This is a genomic window from Mycobacterium spongiae (assembly GCF_018278905.1).
Classification (GTDB): Bacteria; Actinomycetota; Actinomycetes; order Mycobacteriales; family Mycobacteriaceae; genus Mycobacterium; species Mycobacterium spongiae.
Window position 1 is genome coordinate 571,296 of the sequence record NZ_CP046600.1, and the last position, 15,688, is coordinate 586,983.

Annotated in this window: 15 protein-coding genes and 1 tRNA gene; 12 read left to right on the forward strand and 4 right to left on the reverse strand. The window is 65.4% G+C overall.

Annotated features, from left to right (window positions below):
• Positions 1 to 157: 157 nt before the first annotated feature.
• Together F6B93_RS02210 and F6B93_RS02215 are read left to right on the forward strand one after the other, a co-directional pair.
• Positions 158 to 1,660, forward strand: a complete 1,503-nt coding sequence (locus F6B93_RS02210; RefSeq protein WP_211697532.1) for a DUF7159 family protein — start codon at positions 158 to 160, stop codon at positions 1,658 to 1,660.
• Between the two features lie 65 nt (positions 1,661 to 1,725).
• Entirely contained in the window at positions 1,726 to 2,139 is a 414-nt protein-coding gene (locus F6B93_RS02215) for a hypothetical protein (RefSeq protein WP_211697533.1), read from the forward strand.
• 9 nt (positions 2,140 to 2,148) lie between these two features.
• Here the strand turns inward: F6B93_RS02215 and F6B93_RS02220 are convergent, their stop codons facing one another.
• Entirely contained in the window at positions 2,149 to 2,850 is a 702-nt protein-coding gene (locus F6B93_RS02220; RefSeq protein ID WP_211697534.1) for a DUF3060 domain-containing protein, read from the reverse strand.
• 126 nt (positions 2,851 to 2,976) lie between these two features.
• On the opposite strand from F6B93_RS02220, the gene F6B93_RS02225 reads away from it, so the two are divergent.
• The 4 genes from F6B93_RS02225 to F6B93_RS02240 all read left to right on the forward strand — a co-directional run bounded on the left by F6B93_RS02225 (position 2,977) and on the right by F6B93_RS02240 (position 7,122).
• Complete coding sequence (locus F6B93_RS02225; RefSeq protein ID WP_211697535.1) at positions 2,977 to 3,996, forward strand: NADP-dependent oxidoreductase; 1,020 nt, start codon at positions 2,977 to 2,979, stop codon at positions 3,994 to 3,996.
• Positions 3,997 to 4,096: 100 nt separating this feature from the next.
• The gene (locus tag F6B93_RS02230; protein ID WP_211697536.1) at positions 4,097 to 4,981 is read left to right on the forward strand and encodes a glycoside hydrolase family 16 protein; all 885 of its coding nucleotides are present in this window, start codon (positions 4,097 to 4,099) and stop codon (positions 4,979 to 4,981) included.
• 168 nt (positions 4,982 to 5,149) lie between these two features.
• The gene (locus F6B93_RS02235) at positions 5,150 to 6,484 is read left to right on the forward strand and encodes an MFS transporter (RefSeq protein ID WP_211697537.1); all 1,335 of its coding nucleotides are present in this window, start codon (positions 5,150 to 5,152) and stop codon (positions 6,482 to 6,484) included.
• A gap of 23 nt (positions 6,485 to 6,507) precedes the next feature.
• The gene (locus F6B93_RS02240) at positions 6,508 to 7,122 is read left to right on the forward strand and encodes a muconolactone Delta-isomerase family protein (RefSeq protein ID WP_211697538.1); all 615 of its coding nucleotides are present in this window, start codon (positions 6,508 to 6,510) and stop codon (positions 7,120 to 7,122) included.
• Positions 7,123 to 7,154: 32 nt separating this feature from the next.
• On the opposite strand, the gene F6B93_RS02245 is transcribed toward F6B93_RS02240, so the two are convergent.
• Positions 7,155 to 7,949 carry a glycerophosphodiester phosphodiesterase family protein gene (locus F6B93_RS02245; RefSeq protein ID WP_211697539.1) on the reverse strand — a complete coding sequence of 265 codons (795 nt, stop codon included), beginning with the start codon at positions 7,947 to 7,949 and terminating at the stop codon, positions 7,155 to 7,157.
• Positions 7,950 to 8,106: 157 nt separating this feature from the next.
• On the opposite strand from F6B93_RS02245, the gene F6B93_RS02250 reads away from it, so the two are divergent.
• The 4 genes from F6B93_RS02250 to F6B93_RS02265 all read left to right on the forward strand — a co-directional run bounded on the left by F6B93_RS02250 (position 8,107) and on the right by F6B93_RS02265 (position 12,570).
• Positions 8,107 to 8,775: a flavodoxin family protein gene (locus F6B93_RS02250; RefSeq protein WP_211697540.1), complete on the forward strand. Its 669-nt coding sequence runs from the start codon at positions 8,107 to 8,109 to the stop codon at positions 8,773 to 8,775.
• Positions 8,776 to 9,161: 386 nt separating this feature from the next.
• Entirely contained in the window at positions 9,162 to 11,399 is a 2,238-nt protein-coding gene (locus F6B93_RS02255) for an MMPL family transporter (protein WP_211697541.1), read from the forward strand.
• A 124-nt stretch (positions 11,400 to 11,523) separates the two neighbouring features.
• Positions 11,524 to 11,922 carry a nuclear transport factor 2 family protein gene (locus F6B93_RS02260; protein WP_211697542.1) on the forward strand — a complete coding sequence of 133 codons (399 nt, stop codon included), beginning with the start codon at positions 11,524 to 11,526 and terminating at the stop codon, positions 11,920 to 11,922.
• Positions 11,923 to 12,147: 225 nt separating this feature from the next.
• The gene (locus tag F6B93_RS02265) at positions 12,148 to 12,570 is read left to right on the forward strand and encodes an SRPBCC family protein (protein ID WP_246541078.1); all 423 of its coding nucleotides are present in this window, start codon (positions 12,148 to 12,150) and stop codon (positions 12,568 to 12,570) included.
• 58 nt (positions 12,571 to 12,628) lie between these two features.
• Here F6B93_RS02265 and F6B93_RS02270 read toward each other — a convergent pair.
• Both F6B93_RS02270 and F6B93_RS02275 read right to left on the reverse strand, forming a co-directional pair.
• Positions 12,629 to 12,702, reverse strand: a tRNA-Gly gene (locus F6B93_RS02270).
• Positions 12,703 to 12,730: 28 nt separating this feature from the next.
• Entirely contained in the window at positions 12,731 to 13,489 is a 759-nt protein-coding gene (locus F6B93_RS02275) for a ZIP family metal transporter (RefSeq protein WP_211699223.1), read from the reverse strand.
• Between the two features lie 212 nt (positions 13,490 to 13,701).
• Between F6B93_RS02275 and pcp the strand changes: the two genes are divergently transcribed.
• Together pcp and F6B93_RS02285 are read left to right on the forward strand one after the other, a co-directional pair.
• Positions 13,702 to 14,370 carry a pyroglutamyl-peptidase I gene (gene pcp, locus F6B93_RS02280; protein WP_211697544.1) on the forward strand — a complete coding sequence of 223 codons (669 nt, stop codon included), beginning with the start codon at positions 13,702 to 13,704 and terminating at the stop codon, positions 14,368 to 14,370.
• 54 nt (positions 14,371 to 14,424) lie between these two features.
• The gene (locus tag F6B93_RS02285; RefSeq protein ID WP_211697545.1) at positions 14,425 to 15,675 is read left to right on the forward strand and encodes an HNH endonuclease signature motif containing protein; all 1,251 of its coding nucleotides are present in this window, start codon (positions 14,425 to 14,427) and stop codon (positions 15,673 to 15,675) included.
• Positions 15,676 to 15,688 lie beyond the last annotated feature (13 nt).

Genomic DNA, 15,688 nt, shown 5'->3' on the forward strand with positions numbered 1-15,688 from the left:
CTGGCCCCGCACGAAGTAGGCTTGAGCAGGCAAAACTGCACAAAGTTCCAGCTAGTCGGGGTGTCGTCGCCGCATCGATGTGCGGCGTAATTTGTTGCGCGCCAAACCCGTTCGCCAAGACCCCATGGCTAGCGAGCCGATGGCCGTGGAGGGCCGGATGGACATCGTACTTGGGGTTTCGATGGAGCCCACGATGGTGCGTTTGCTGCTGATCGAGGGCGAGAACGCCGACGGTGTCACCGTTGAAGAAGGCAACTTCGACGTCGTCCCGCAATCGGACAAGGCCCCGCGCCCGGCAAGTTCTCCTGGGGCCGATTCGGCGATGGCCGCGATCATCGGCACCCGAGAAGGCGCTGCCGAGGGCGGCCACCGGCTGTTGACGATCGGTGTGACGTGGACCGACCCAGCCGAGGTCAGCGCGCTACGAACCCGGCTCGCTACCCACGACGTCGGCAGCGTCATGCTCGTATCCCCGTTGCTAGCGGCGGCCGCTCTGGCGCAGACGGTCGGCTTCGCGATCGGCTACGAACACATCGCCATGGTGTTCGTCGAGGCGAACAGCGCGACATTGGCCATTGTTGATGTGGCCGACGGTTCGATCGTCGATTTGCACCGGCAGCCTTTGGCAGACCCCCAAGGCTCACAAGGTGCCGTCGCGGCCGTACTGGCGACCATGGTCGCCGGTCTGGATGGCCCGGCCTCGCGGGCCGACGGGTTGCTGCTCGTGGGGTGCGGGGTCGATGTTGTCGCGGTCAAACCCGCACTGGAGGCGGCCACGTCGCTTGTGGTGAACGTGCCCGAGGAACCGGCGCTCGCGTTGGCCCGGGGGGCGGCGCTGGCGTCGGCGAACGCGCCGCTGTTCGCGTCGTCCACCGCCGCCCTGGCCTACGCGCTCGATCCCGGTACCGGCGAGGTGAACCCTGCAGCCCTGAGTCCGAGCTATCTCGACGTATGTGCCCAGGCCGATCCGGGAGCCAGCGGCCTGGCCTACAGCGCCCTGAACGACGACCCGGACGAGTACGAGGAGAGTGGTCGGCGCCGCAGGCCGCTCGTGCTGGCCGGTAGCGCGATGGCCGGGGCCGCGGCCGTCGCGGCGGGATTGCTGATGGTCTCGTCTGATGTTCGGCCGTTGGCCGCGCAGCAGCCCGGTTCACCGGCGGGTACACAAAGCATCTCCACCCCTGCGGTCGAGTCCTCGGCGGCCGATGTCCCGGCGCGGATCCCGCCCGAGGTTCCAGCCTCGCTGCCGGCGACGATCGACCCGGAAACGCAGGAGGCCGCGCCGCCTGCTCCCAGCCCGGTGCCGGTAGCACCCGCGGCGGAGGTGCTGAACCCGCCCGAGCCGCCGCCCCCACTACCGCGGGCGCCGCGCACCGCGGCGAACGTGGTACCGGCCACACCGCGTCCGGTGCCGACTCGGCGCTCGGTGCCCATCCCGGTCCAACAGACCCCGCTTCCGGTCGCCCCGCAAACCACACCCCCGGCCGCAATACCCGCACCGCCGCCACCGGCGCCACTACCGCCACCTACCCCGATGATGACGGTCTACCTGCACTTGCCCTTCGTCACGATCCCGATTCCGATTGCACCGCCGCCACCGCCACCGCCACCACCGCCGCCACCGCCGCCGATCGAGCCGGGCCTAGTGCCCCTCCCGTAGCGCGTGGCGGATTGCGTCGACTGAGCGCACACTGGGCATAGCGGTACGAGCGATGAGGAGGTCGCGTGGGCGACGATGATCGGTTCGGATTTGATCCCGACGAATTCGAGCGGGTGATCAGGGAGGGAAGTGAGGGACTGCGCGACGCATTCGAGCGGATCGGCAGGTTCCTCAGCGGACCCGGAGTCCGGTCGGGGTGGTCGGGGATCTTCGAGGACTTGTCAGCGCGGTCGCGCCCCGCGCCGGAAACAACTGGCGAGGCGGGTGATGGCATCTGGGCCATCTACACCACGGATGCCGATGGTGGTGCCCGCGTCGAGCAGGTCTATGCGACCGAATTGGATGCCCTACGCGCCCACAAAGACAACACGGACCCGACGCGTAAGGTCCGTTTTCTCCCGTACGGCATCGCGGTCAGCGTGCTCGACGATCCATCAGAGCCGACCGGTCCGACCGGTCCGACGGACGAGACGCCCTAAGCCGCCGGGTCAGCCCTGCTCGACGACGTTCGCTCTGCCGGATTTGGTGATCTTCGGCGCGCCTGAGTGATACGTGACCTGGTTGTTGAGACCAGACGCGATGATGGTGTCGGAGCTATCGACGGTGACCGAGTTCTGCATGCCGGACACGGTGAGGGTCGCGCAGTGGCCGGTGATGATCACCGTGTTGGACATCCCGCTGACGGTGACGATGCTGTCGTTGCAGACGATCGTCTTGTCGGCGTTGACGCCGGACACGCTGAGCCGACCACCAAGGGGCGGGAGCGAAGTGGCCGGTCCCGCAGTCGGCGTCGCAGTCCCGCGGTCGGAGGGGGGCGAGCCAGGGGGGTTCTCCTTGGGCCACGCGGTCGCACCCGGGGCACTCGGAGACGGAGACAGGCTGATTACGCCGTCACCGGAGAGTTGGCGGGCGGTGAACGCGGCGATGCCGCCCACCAGAGCCAGCACGCCAAAAACTCCGACTGCGGCCACGATCCACCAGACCCGATTACCCGTCGATGATCTCGGCGTTGCCCCGGGGAACGGGGAGCCATAGCTCGGCGGCGGTGGCGCCGGTGGGTAGGTGTAACCGTCGGATGAGTAGGAGTAGTCGCCCGGTTGCGTACTTCCGATTTCGGATGCACGGGCCACGTCGGCCAGTGGTCGCTCCAGCTCCCGAATCCGGGCCTCCGGGTCATCCTCTGGGTTCATGCACAGATGCTCCCACACAGGGGCGGGCCTCGAATAGCTCGAATAGGTTGACTGGGTAGTTTCGGCCTGACTGGGTAGTTTCGGCCTGACTGGGTAGTTTCGGCCTGACTGGGTAGTTTCGGCAGAGTGGCCGAATTGTCGAATCGCCAGATCGTGTTGCGCCGACGCCCCACCGGACTCGTTGCGCCCGGCGACACCGAATTGGTCGTCTCGGCGGCCCCCGAGCCGGCCGCTGGCGAGGCGCTCGTGCGCACGACATACGTGGGCATTGACGCAGCCGCCCGGACCTGGCTCGATGACCAGGCCGGCTACCTTCCGCCGGTGCAACTCGGCGAGGTTGTGCGGGCGGCCGGGATCGGCCAGGTCGTCGAGTCGCGCTGTGCGGCTTACGCCGTCGGCGACGTGGTCACCACGCTGACAGGCTTTCAGGAGTACGTCATCGTGCGCGACGACGTATTCAGCACACCGATCCCGGGCGAGGATGACCAGCTGGCGATCATGTCGGTATACGGTCCGACCGGCGCCACCGCCTACTTCGGGATGACCGACATCGGCCGCCCGCAGCCGGGGGAAACGGTGGTGGTCTCGGCAGCGGCCGGTGCAACCGGATCGGTGGCTGGTCAGATTGCCAAGATCGCCGGAGCCCGGGTCGTAGGGATCGCGGGCGGGCCGGCCAAGTGCCGCGCGGTGGTCGACGACTTCGGGTTTGACGCCTGCATCGACTACAAGGCGGGCAACCTGGCCGCTGCACTCAAAGAGCAGTGTCCGCGACGGGTCGATGTCTACTTTGACAACGTCGGTGGTCCGATCCTCGACGCGGTCTTGGGCCGGTTGGCATCGAGAGCGAGAGTCGTGTTGTGCGGCGTCATCTCCAGCTATCTGACCGGTGAGCATCCGGGACCGGCCAACTACGTGAACCTGCTGGCCAAGACCGCACTCATGCAGGGTTTCAATGCTCTGGACCAGTGGGGCCGTTTCGACGAAGCCTTCGCCGCGCTTCGCCAGTGGGAGGCGCAGGGGCGGCTCGTGCACCGCCAAACCATCTTCGAGGGAATCGAGTCGTGCGTCGACGCCCTCAATGGCCTGTTCACCGGCGTCAACATCGGCAAGACGCTGGTCAAGCTCAGCGATCCCACACCGCGCTGAACCCGTCGGGCGTCGGGCGCTGAGCCGGGGGTTCCTTCCGATCTCGATCGCCGCCCGATCGCCGAGTTCTTCGTGATTCGGGTTGGCCTGCTATCGTCCCATGCTTATGCCTCAGATGGATCGTCGCCACATGATGATGATGGCGGGGTTCGGCGCTCTGGCAGCCGCGATCCCCGCCCCGAAAGCCTCGGCCGACCCGTCGCGACCGGCGGCACCGGCCGACCCGGCGCCCGCACCTGCCGCACCGGCCGCGGCACCCGGGGGACTCCTGTTCGCCGACGAGTTTGACGGTCCGGCCGGTTCGGCCCCCGACCCGTCGAAATGGCGGGTGTCGAACCACCGGACGCCCATCAGGAACCCGGTGGGATTTGATCGGCCGCAGTTCTTTGGGGAGTACCGCGACAGCCGCCAAAACGTGTTCGTCGACGGCAACTCCAACCTCGTTCTGCGCGCCACACGGGAGGGCAACAACTACTTCGGCGGCCTGGTCCATGGCCTGTGGCGGGGCGGGATCGGAACCACCTGGGAGGCACGCATCAAGTTCAACTGCCTCGCTCCGGGCATGTGGCCCGCCTGGTGGCTGTCCAACGACGATCCCGGTCGCAGCGGGGAAATCGACCTGATCGAGTGGTACGGCAACGGGAACTGGCCGTCGGGAACGACCGTGCACGCCAACCCCGACGGCACCGCGTTCGAAACCTTCCCCATCGGCGTCGACGCCGCCTGGCACAACTGGCGCGTCACCTGGAACCCCACCGGCATGTATTTCTGGCTGGACTACGCGGACGGGATGGAGCCGTACTTCTCAGTTCCGGCGATCGGCATCGAGGATCTGAACGAACCCATCCGCGAGTGGCCGTTCAACGACCCCGGCTACACGGTGTTTCCCGTCTTGAACCTGGCGGTGGGTGGTTCCGGTGGCGGCGACCCCGCGGCTGGCTCTTATCCGCAAGAGATGCTCGTCGACTGGGTACGCGTCTTCTAGGACGCACCCTATTGTCGGGTTGCACGTGCGCCGGCCTGACTGGTAATCGGTCCAGCAGGCGGGGATGTCGCACGCGTCGCCGCAACCTCAGGTCCGATTCCCGGTAGCCGTGCTGCGTCGCGAGCCGGGCCACGACAGTGCTATCGGGGCCGGTCGCTGGGAGGCACGATGCACGTCGTAGCCGCGGGCGCGCGATCAGTGTCGGCGCGCACGATTCGCAGCGCGAGTATCCGCATCGTCCCGTTCTTGATGGCCCTGTACTTCGTCAACTACCTGGACCGCATCAACCTGGGTATCGCCAAGAACGACATCAGCACGCACCTGCAACTGTCATCGACAATGTTCGGGCTCGTCTCGGGGATCTTCTTCGTCGGGTATGTGCTCGTCGAGGTTCCATCCAACCTTGCCCTGTACCGCTACGGTGCGCGCCGTTGGCTGGCGCGCATCGCGGTGTCGTGGGGGATCGTTGTCGTGGCCATCGGTTTCGCGCCGAACGTTGCGACGTTGCTAGCCCTGCGGTTTCTTCTCGGGGTCGCCGAAGCGGGCCTGTTTCCCGGGGTCATCTTCTACCTGAGCCGCTGGTTTCCGCGCGGCTACCGGGCGCGCATGATCGCGCTTTTCATGACGGCCAGCCCCATCGCGGCCGCGGTAGGCACACCGGTGTCCGCCTGGTTGATCCAGGTCGGCGATGGGGTTTTCGGGATGGCGGGCTGGCAATTCATGATGATCTGCGAGGGCGTCCCGGCCATCGCCCTCGGAGTGATCTGCTGGTTCTATCTGACCGACAGTCCGGATAAAGCGCGGTGGCTACAACCCGACGAACGGCGCTGGCTCGTCGACGTGCTTGCCCAGGAGCGGCGCCAGGTTCGCAGTGATTTTCGCTTTTCGTTGCGGGGTGCGCTCACCAGCCCACGGGTCTGGGCGTTGGCACTGGTCTACTTCGGTATTGCCTACGGCCTCTACGCGTTGGCGTTCTATATGCCGTCGATCATCTCGGGGTTCCGGAAGACGTTCCGGATCGAACTCTCTATCGTTCAGATAGGCCTGATCACCGCGATTCCCTATGCGTGCGCGGCGGTGGGGATGTACCTCTGGTCGCGCCATGCTGACCGCACCGGCGACCACGTGCGGCATGTCGCGATCGCGCTCTTTGTTGGCGGACTGGCCATTCCGGTCGCGCTGTACCTGCACAGCCCAGTGCTGGTCGTGATATTCGTGGCCATCACTGCGACGGCGGTGTTCGGTGCCATCCCCAGTTTCTGGGCATTGCCGTCGCGCTTCCTCGCCGGCACCGCGGCAGCGGGAGCGATCGGGCTGATCAACTCGATCGGCAATCTCGGCGGCTTCGTTGCCCCCTACGTAACCGGTGCGCTTGAACAAGCCACCGGAACGGACAAGGCCGGCATGTGGTTGGTCGGTCTCGTGATGCTGATGTCGGCGTTGCTGGTTGGAGTCCTGCGCGCCACGCCGACCCGAGACCGGGCGGCAGGTGATACGAACTGAAGACCGATCGCTCGGGAGACAGTATGGAGTTCTTGGTAGTCATGACCACCCGGATTCCCGACGGCGCTTCTCAAGACGAGGTCGCCGTGGTCCGCGCTCGCGACGGTGCACGCTTGCGCGAACTCGCGGCGCACGGCCAATTGCTGCGGTTGTGGCGCCCGCCGCCGTTGCCGGGCGGGATACGGACCTTCGGTCTGTTTTGCGCCGACGACGACCGCCAGCTAGAGCGGCTGCTTGCCTCGATGCCGTCGCGCACTTGGCGCACAGACGACGTCACGGCCTTGCGGACACATCCGAATGACCCGGTTTCCGCGGGGATCTCCGGTGTCCCGGGGAAGGGTCCAGAATTTCTGATCGCGATGACTATGGCGGTGCCGGCCGGGACCCCGGATCATGTCGTCGACGACACAACGGCTCGGGAGGCTCAACGCCACCGGGCGCTGGCGCAGCGGGGGCACCTGGTGCGGTTGTGGTCGCTAGGTGGTGGGCCGGATGGCCCCCATACCCTCGGCCTGTGGCGTGCTCGCGATCCGGGCGAGCTGATGGCCATTCTGGAATCGCTGCCGCTGTCTGGCTGGATGACGATCGAGACAACGCCGCTGGGTCCGCATCCCGATGACCCGATCCGCCGTGGGTGACACGGCGTACTGACCCCAGTCGCCCCCAAGCGCTAGGTGGTGTCCCATTCGCCGCGGCCGACGAGAACATCGCGGAGCAGGTCCGCGCGATCGGTGATGATGCCGTCCACACCCATGTCGAGAAGAGCATGCATGGCGTCGGGGTCGTCGATCGTCCAAGCATGCACCTGGCGTCCCGAATCATGAACTTTCTGAACCATTCTCGGCGTGATAATGGGTAGGCCGCCGATCCGCGGCGGCAGCTGAAGGCAATCACTGTCGCGCAACACCCGCCAGGCGTATGCCTGGCTGGCGGCCGTTCGTGCCGCGAGCAGCGCCAGCAACGCCCCGCTGCCGGCCGACGTGGCCACCCGTTTGGAGAGCAGACGCAACGCTTGCCGGCGACGACGATCGGAAAACGAGCCGATCAGCACCCGGCGGTGGGCGTTGAGTCGCTCGATGACGGCGACCGTGGGTTCGATCGCTGACGCGGCTTTGATGTCGATGTTGACCCGTATGTCCGGCAGTGCGTCGAGGAGGTCTTCCAGGCGGGGGATCGACTCCCCCGCCCCCAACTGTGCTTGGCGGACATCTCGCCAATACCGTCGATCGACGGCGCCGGTGACGCCGGATTCGGGTTGGATTCTGCGGTCGTGCAGGATCACCGCTACACCGTCGCGGGTCGCGCGGACGTCGGTCTCGATGTAGCGAAACCCCAGACTGGCCGCCTCGCGGAAGGCGCCCATACTGTTCATCGGCACACGAAACGACGTAAATCCCCGGTGCGCCATGGCAATCCGTCCCGGACTGCGCAAGAACTCGAGGCTAGGCGCACGGGCATCGCCCATGACGCAAGTATCGCACTCCGCAGAACCGACCGCGCATGGTCGCGGCGGGCCGTGACGGCGACGGCGGTTGGGCTACGCTCACCACAGGCGTCAGCGACGCCCCAACAGTGGCGCCGTATCCACCGATACGGTTCAAATACGATGCGGAGAAGCACAATTGACCCTCAAGGCGCTCTTTCTCAACTGCACGCTGAAGAAGTCACCCGCCGTCTCCAACACCCAGGCCCTCATCGACCTGGTCGCTGGTCTCATGGAGCCGATGGGCGTCGAATGCGAGACCGTTCGACTGGTTGACTACAACATCGCCTACGGCACCGAGTCCGACATGGGCGATGGCGACGAATGGCCCGAGATCTACGCAAAGATCAAGGACGCTGACATTCTGATCCCATCGATGCCGGTGTGGATGGGGGTGCGCAGCTCGCTATGTCAGCTGATGTGCGAGCGGCTCGACGGTTCGTATCGCGATCTGGACCCCCGCACCGGGCAGTACCCGCTCTACGGGAAGGTCGTGGGGGTTATCGTCACGGGCAACGAGGACGGCGCCCACGACTGCTGCGCCACCACGCTCTACAACTTCACGCACTACGGGTGCACCGTCCCGCCCAACGCTGACTGCTACTGGGTGGGCGACGCCGGACCCGGGCCCAGCTACATCGAAGCCGGCCAGGGACACCTCTACACCAACCGCACCGCCCGGTTCCTCGCCAGCGGCACCGTATGGATGGCGAACATGATCAAGGCGAATGGACCGATCGGCACCAACCTGATCGAGCTGACGGCCGAAGCCCAAAAGGTAAGTACCGACACGGCTCCGGCGGGCTGATCCGGAACGTGGCGCTTCGCCCGCTGGTTGCGCCGGCTATGCCCGCTTACCGGCCGCGTCACGCCGACCGAGGCCGGTGGTGAACACGACCGCCGCAGTGGTGGTGGGTTTCAGGCGTGGGTGGAACGCCATGGGCAGCCGACACGGCTAACGCATTCGCGGCTCGACGAAACAGATTTCTAGCGGGCGAGGCAACACCACGTGCCTTGCTGCCTGGCGACGAAACGCACGGCGCGAAGGTATACAGTACCGCGGGTACCGGATTTTAGAACCTGCGGTGGCATCGCTGCGCGGCGACGTGACGATCGTGCTGCAAGCTGCGCGCGAACGTAGTTGACTTGAACACGTCTGACGATGAATCCGCAGGACAGGCGGGAGGGCCAGGCATGCTGCACCGTATCGCGACCCTGGCCATCGCCGCACCGCGCCGCATCCTCGGTCTCGCGGCACTCGTGATGATTGGCGCGGGCGTCTTCGGCGTCCCCGTGGCCGACCATCTGTCCGCCGGCGGCTTCGATGACCCGAGTTCCCAGTCGTCGCGGGCCACCGCGGTATTGCGCGACACCTTCCACCAAAGCGACCAGCAACTCCTGTTCAGCGTGACGGCGCCGGAGGGCACCACCAGCACTGCCGCCCGGACCGCCGCCACCCATATCGTCGACGGGCTGCACGCGTCACCGCACGTGCTGAGCGTCACCTCGGCGTGGAGCGCGCCGGCATCGGCCGCATCGGCCTTGGTGAGCAGGGACGGGAAGACCGGCCTGATCGTCGCCGACCTCGCCGGCGGCGAGAACAAGGCCCAGAAGTATGCGAAGCAACTCGCGGATGAGCTGACCGTCGACCAGGAGGGGGTTACCGTCCGCGCCGGCGGGTCCGCGATGGTGTACTCGCAGGTCAACGACCAATCCGAGCGTGATTTGGTGCGCATGGAGTCGATCGCTGTCCCGTTGAGCTTCGTTGTGCTGGTCTGGGTTTTCGGTGGACTGTTGGCGGCCGCAGTTCCGGCTATCGTCGGTATGTTCGCCATTCTCGGCACGTTGTCGGTCCTACGGCTGATCACGTACGCCACCGACGTGTCGATTTACGCGCTCAACCTCACTACCGCCATGGGCTTGGCGCTGGCCATCGACTACACGCTGCTGATCATCAGCCGCTATCGCGAGGAACTCGCCGAAGGCACCGTCCGCGAGCTGGCGCTGGTGCGCACCATGGTCACCGCCGGCCGCACGGTGTTGTTCTCAGCGACGACCGTCGCCCTATCGATGTCGGCGATGGTGCTGTTTCCGATGTACTTTCTCAAGTCGTTCGCCTACGCCGGAGTCGCGACAGTCGCGTTCGCGGCGACAAGTGCAATCGTGTTGACGCCAGCGGCCATTGTCCTGCTCGGTGACCGTCTGAGCGCCCTGGACGCGCGTCGACTGCTACGCCGAGTGTTGCGGCGGCCCGAACCAGAGCGCCGTCAGGCACATCAGCTCTTCTGGTATCGGTCGACGCGGTTTGTCATGCGTCGCTCCGTGCCGATCGGGCTTGCCGTGGTGGCGCTCCTGCTGCTCGTCGGAGCGCCCTTTCTCGGTGTGCGCTGGGGCTACCCGGACGATCGGGTGCTACCGGTGTCGGCCTCGTCACGTCAGGTCGGCGACGAGCTGCGCAACGACTTCGTCGACGACACGGAAAAGGCGCTGCAGGTCGTCATCACCGGCGCCACAAACCTGAACCCGCACCAACTCAGCCACTACGCCACGGCGTTGTCACAGGTGCCCGACGTCTCGGACGTGTCGGCCCCGTCGGGGACGTACGTCGGCGGCAGGTTGGTTGGGCCTCCGACCGGCCCTACCGGCATGTCCGGAGACAGCGCGTATCTGACCGTGAACAGTGTGGTGGCGCTGTACTCGGACGACTCAGAAAATCAGCTCGATGCGCTACACGCGGTCAGCCCGCCGGGTAGGTGGACGGTCGAGTTCGCCGGATTGGCCCAGGTCAACCGCGACAGCGTGCACTCGATCATTTCCCGGATACCGTGGGTGCTTGGTCTGATCGCCGTGATCACCTTCGGGCTGCTGTTCTTGCTGACCGGCAGCGTCGTGCTGCCGGTGAAGGCGGTCATCCTCAACGTGCTGTCGTTGACTGCCACGTTCGGCGCGCTGGTGTGGATATTCCAGGAAGGACACCTCGGCGCGCTGGGCACGACGTCGACCGGAACGATCGTGGCCAACATTCCTATTCTGTTGTTCTGTATCGCGTTCGGGTTGTCCATGGACTACGAGGTTTTCCTGGTCTCGAGAATTCGCGAGTACTGGCTCGAATTGGGTCAGGACACATCGGCGACCAACTCCCAGGCGGCTAACGATGAAAGTGTGGCCCTCGGCCTGGCCTATACCGGTCGGGTGATCACGGCCGCAGCGCTGATCATGGCGATCAGCTTCGCGGCGCTGACCGCTGCCGAGGTCTCGTTCATGCGGATGTTCGGACTCGGGCTGACGATTGCGGTGCTCGTGGATGCCACGGTGGTGCGGATGGTTTTGGTTCCGGCGTTCATGCATCTCATGGGCAAGTGGAATTGGTGGGCACCACCGCCGTTGGTGCGGCTGCATCAACGCATAGGCATCAGCGAATCCGGGGGCTAGAGCCGTCAGCTCGCAACCAAGGGCTCCAATGGCACGGACCACAGATCCTGGCTAGCGGTCCGGGCTTCGAGTGGAGTTAACTTCTCGACCACCATCGGAGCGGGAAAGGAGTAAAACCGGAATCATGAACAGCGAGAAGGCAAGAGCATTTCTGGACGAGATGGCCAAGGCCGTGTGTGATCCGGACGCTGATTCTACGATCACCGACCGCTATTTCACTGAAGATTTTGAGCAGATTATCGACGACACCAGCATCGGCCGGTCGCAACTCGACGCGCGAATCGATCTTCTCCGGAAGGACTACACGGACGTCAGCTTCGAGTACCTTTCGGTGATCGCCGAGGGTGATCGGATCGCCGATGTGCATCTCGTTCGTGCGACGGCCAAAGACTGCCAGCAGCTCACAATTAAGACGATCAGCCTGTACACGCTGCGAAACGGGAGGATCTGGCGCGCCGAGTCCCTCACCCGCCTTGTCGAAGGGTCGGCGGCGGACCGCCAGTTGCTTGTGCATGGCGAGTGAGGCGACTACCGCAAAGACCTGGCCCAGTAGCTCCCGCAAAATCGAGCCGGCGGGATCGGACACGAATGCAGGCAATCAATGTCGGCCCACGCTGACGAGGAGTCTTGGCGCATCACCCATCCATGAGCCGTTGTGCACCGAATAGGTATCAGCCTCGTCGTGGCCGGCGATGAACCCCGCAGCGACGAGTCCTAACTACTTTCACAAGGAGTGCACGTGATTGAGATGCAGCGTGAGTTGGCCACCGATTCCGCACCGGACGCTGTGTTCGCCTACCTGGCCGATTTCACCACGACCGAGCAGTGGGATCCCGGCACGGTCCGGACGGTACGCATAGCCGGTGATGGTGGAGTCGGAACTCGCTACGCCAATACCTCGCGGTTCGCGGGCCGTACCAGCGACCTTGTCTACGAAGTCGTCGATGTGACACCAGGTAGAGCGATCGAACTCCGCGGCGAGAACGCCTCGCTCATTGCCCTGGACACCATCACCGTCACCGCACACCCGAGGGGCAGCCTGGTCGTCTACCGTGTCAGGTTCGCGTTCCAGGGCTGGCTTCGCTGGGTCGAACCGTTTCTGCGACCTATAGTCGCAGACCTGCTCGATAAGGGCGCACGAGGACTTCGACGCGAACTGGCACGAATCTGAAACGCTCATAGTCCCGCACAATGGCGCCTTCCCGGAACAGCGGTCGCGCGGGTACTAGTGGAGCCGATGACGGGAATCGAACCCGCGTATTCAGCTTGGGAAGCTGATGTTCTGCCATTGAACTACATCGGCGCGGTGCACCGAAGGCTAGCATCTGCGGTCATTCCAGCACGCCCAGGCTGTACAAGATCAGGAATCCCGCGAAGAACATCACCGCCATCCACGGCCGCTCGGGTGTCTCGTGCGCCTCGACGAGGAGTTCCTCCACGACAAGCCACAGCAATGCCGCGGCGGCGAAGGCGAGCACGAAGGTGAGCACCGCCGGTCCGGTCCAGGCGAGCGCGACCGCGCCCAGCACTGCACCCGCGGCGGTGAGCGTGCTGACTCCCGCGGTGGTCACTGCGGCGCGCGTCCTCGGCACCCCGGAGCCCGTGAGTCGCAGCGCCACGGCCAGGCCGAGAAACAACACCTCGACCGTCAGCGCGATCGTGATGATGATTGCGGTTCGGGTCGACACCGTTGCGCCCGTAGCGACAAGCAACCCGTCGATGAAGAGATCGACCCCGACCACGGCGAGGAACCCGATGGGTAGTCGACCGGCGCCATGGTTTTCGTCATGGTCTGCGCCATCACCTTGGTGTGCCTCCTCATGGTCTCCATGGTCTTCGAATTGACGAAACCAGACGAGGAGCGCGACACCCGCGGTGAAGCCCACAACGATCAGCCAGAGCGGACCCCGCTCGCGCAAGTCTGGGAGCACCTCGCCGGCGAGGGCGGCCATGACGACGCCCGCGGCGAAGTGCTGTACGCCGCTGACCAGCGCCGCGGATGGTCTACGCACGACTGCGACAGCGCCGCCGAGGCTCGCCGCGAGAACGGGGAAGACGGCCAACGCGGCGGCCGTTGTCACGTTGCTGATGTCAACCTCCCGGGTTCGGTCGAGGACGCTGCATCGCGCGTGCTTGAACGGTGCTTGAACAACGGTGTTTGAACATTGTGGCGCCTGAACGACGAATGCGGTGACACGACCTGGCCCGGGGCCCCAGAATCGACGAAAAGCGAGTCGCGATGTTTGGAGGACTCCGGGGTGATACCCACGACCGAGGGTTCATCCGCGTAGAAGGGAGCAGCATGTCAAAGGTTCTGGTCACCGGATTCGGACCGTATGGCGTGACACCGGACAATCCGGCGCAATTCGTTGCCGAGGCGCTGGATGGTCGCACGATCGCCGGTGCGACCGTCGTCGCGCGGATCGTGCCCAATACCTACTTTGGGTCGATCGATGCTGCTCAACAGGCCATCGCGGACATTGATCCGGAGTTGGTGATCATGCTGGGCGAATACACCGGCCGTGCGATGGTCACCGTCGAGAGGCTGGCGCAAAACATCAACGATTGCGGGCGCTATGGCCTCGCCGACGGTGACGGCACGGTTCTGGTCGGTGAGCCCACGGATCCCGAGGGCCCCGCCGCCTACTACGCGACCGTGCCCGTTCACCGCATGGTCCTGGCCATGCGCAAGGCCGGCATACCTGCTGACGTCTCCGACGCCGCGGGCACTTTCGTGTGCAATCACCTTATGTATGGGGTGCTGCACCACCTCACCCAGAAAAGCTTGCCCATCCGCGCCGGCTGGATTCACCTGCCGTGCTTGCCCAGCGTGGCCGCTCTGGACCGCAACCTCGGCGTACCCAGCATGTCCGTGGAGACCGCAGCCGCCGGAGTCGCCGCCGGAATCGAAGCCGCGCTCCGACACACCTCCGATACCAGCGAACCGGTGCCGTCGCGACTACTCGTTTAGTCGAAACCTAGTCGGCCGCCGGAAGTTGTCGTAGGCGGCTGCGATGATGCAGGTATGTCCTCGACCGCATCGTCTGGCGCCGCTGTCATGCCCCTTGACCAGCGCCTGGAGGTGCTGTTCGACGAGCTGGCGGAGTTGACCGGTCAGCGCAACGCGATTGATTCGCGCATCGTGGAGATCGTCGCCGAACTCGACCGCGACGAGCTGTGCGGTGCCACCGGCGCGCGGTCCGTGGCAGCGTTGGTGGCCTGGAAGACCGGCACCTCCTCGGCAACCGCTCACACCATCACCACCGTCGCCAAACGGCTGCCGGCGTTTCCCCGCTGCGCCCAAGGCATGCGCGAGGGCCGGCTGTCGCTGGATCAGGTCGGTGTCATCGCCGGGCGCGCACCCGAGGGATCCGATGAGCACTACGCGCAGTTGGCCGGCTGTGCCACGGTCAACCAGCTGCGCACCGCGCTAAAGCTCGAACCGCGACCCGAACCCGATTCTCGACCCGAACCGCAGCCGTCGATCACCACCAGCAGTGACGAGGAGTTCACCTGCTGGCGGATCAGACTTGCCCATCCGGACGCGGCGAAGTTCGATGCAGCATTGGCCTCGCATCGTGATGCGCTGATCGCCGAGTGGAAACGCGATCACGACACTGGGGACCGCGTATCGGATCAGGTGCCGCCGTTGCCGGGCACCGTTGAGGCGTTTCTGCGGCTGGTCGAGGCCGGATGGGACGCCGAAGTCGCCCGCCGCCCACACGGGCAGCACACCACCGTGGTGATGCATCTCGACGTGCACCAGCGTGCGGCGGCGCTGCACTTGGGCCCGGTGCTGTCGGAGTCTGAGCGCCGCTACCTGATGTGCGATGCCACCTACGAAGCCTGGTTCGAACGTGACGGTGAGGTCATCGGCTCGAGCCGTGCGAGTCGTCAGATCAACCGCCGGCTTCGCCGTGTGCTTGAGCACCGCCACCGCAGCTGCGCGGTACCCGGCTGCGGCGCCACCCGCGGTTTGCATGCACACCACATTCAGCATTGGGAAGATGGCGGCCCCACCGAGTTGGCCAACTTGGTGCTGGTCTGCCCCTATCACCACCGGCTACATCACCGCGGCAGCATCACCATCACCGGACCCGCACCCAACATCACCGTCACCGATCGCGCCGATCGACCCCTCAGCGCGGGATCGCTGGCGCGCCCACCGACGAAACCCCCGCCCGCGGTCCCGCCTTGTCCTGGACCTATGGGCGAACGCGCCAACTGGTGGTGGTACCAACCGTTCCAGCCGCACCCACCACCAACAGCCAACTAACGTCTGGTGGCCA

Excerpts from the sequence above, each read along its gene's own strand:
- F6B93_RS02260 (WP_211697542.1), top strand. The coding sequence starts at position 11,524 with ATGAACAGCGAGAAGGCAAGAGCATTTCTGGACGAGATGGCCAAGGCC.
- F6B93_RS02245 (WP_211697539.1), bottom strand. The coding sequence starts at position 7,949 with ATGGGCGATGCCCGTGCGCCTAGCCTCGAGTTCTTGCGCAGTCCGGGA.
- F6B93_RS02230 (WP_211697536.1), top strand. The coding sequence starts at position 4,097 with ATGCTTATGCCTCAGATGGATCGTCGCCACATGATGATGATGGCGGGG.
- F6B93_RS02220 (WP_211697534.1), bottom strand. The coding sequence starts at position 2,850 with ATGAACCCAGAGGATGACCCGGAGGCCCGGATTCGGGAGCTGGAGCGA.
- F6B93_RS02235 (WP_211697537.1), top strand. The coding sequence starts at position 5,150 with ATGCACGTCGTAGCCGCGGGCGCGCGATCAGTGTCGGCGCGCACGATT.
- F6B93_RS02210 (WP_211697532.1), top strand. The coding sequence starts at position 158 with ATGGACATCGTACTTGGGGTTTCGATGGAGCCCACGATGGTGCGTTTG.
- F6B93_RS02240 (WP_211697538.1), top strand. The coding sequence starts at position 6,508 with ATGGAGTTCTTGGTAGTCATGACCACCCGGATTCCCGACGGCGCTTCT.
- F6B93_RS02285 (WP_211697545.1), top strand. The coding sequence starts at position 14,425 with ATGTCCTCGACCGCATCGTCTGGCGCCGCTGTCATGCCCCTTGACCAG.
- F6B93_RS02265 (WP_246541078.1), top strand. The coding sequence starts at position 12,148 with ATGCAGCGTGAGTTGGCCACCGATTCCGCACCGGACGCTGTGTTCGCC.
- F6B93_RS02255 (WP_211697541.1), top strand. The coding sequence starts at position 9,162 with ATGCTGCACCGTATCGCGACCCTGGCCATCGCCGCACCGCGCCGCATC.
- pcp (WP_211697544.1), top strand. The coding sequence starts at position 13,702 with ATGTCAAAGGTTCTGGTCACCGGATTCGGACCGTATGGCGTGACACCG.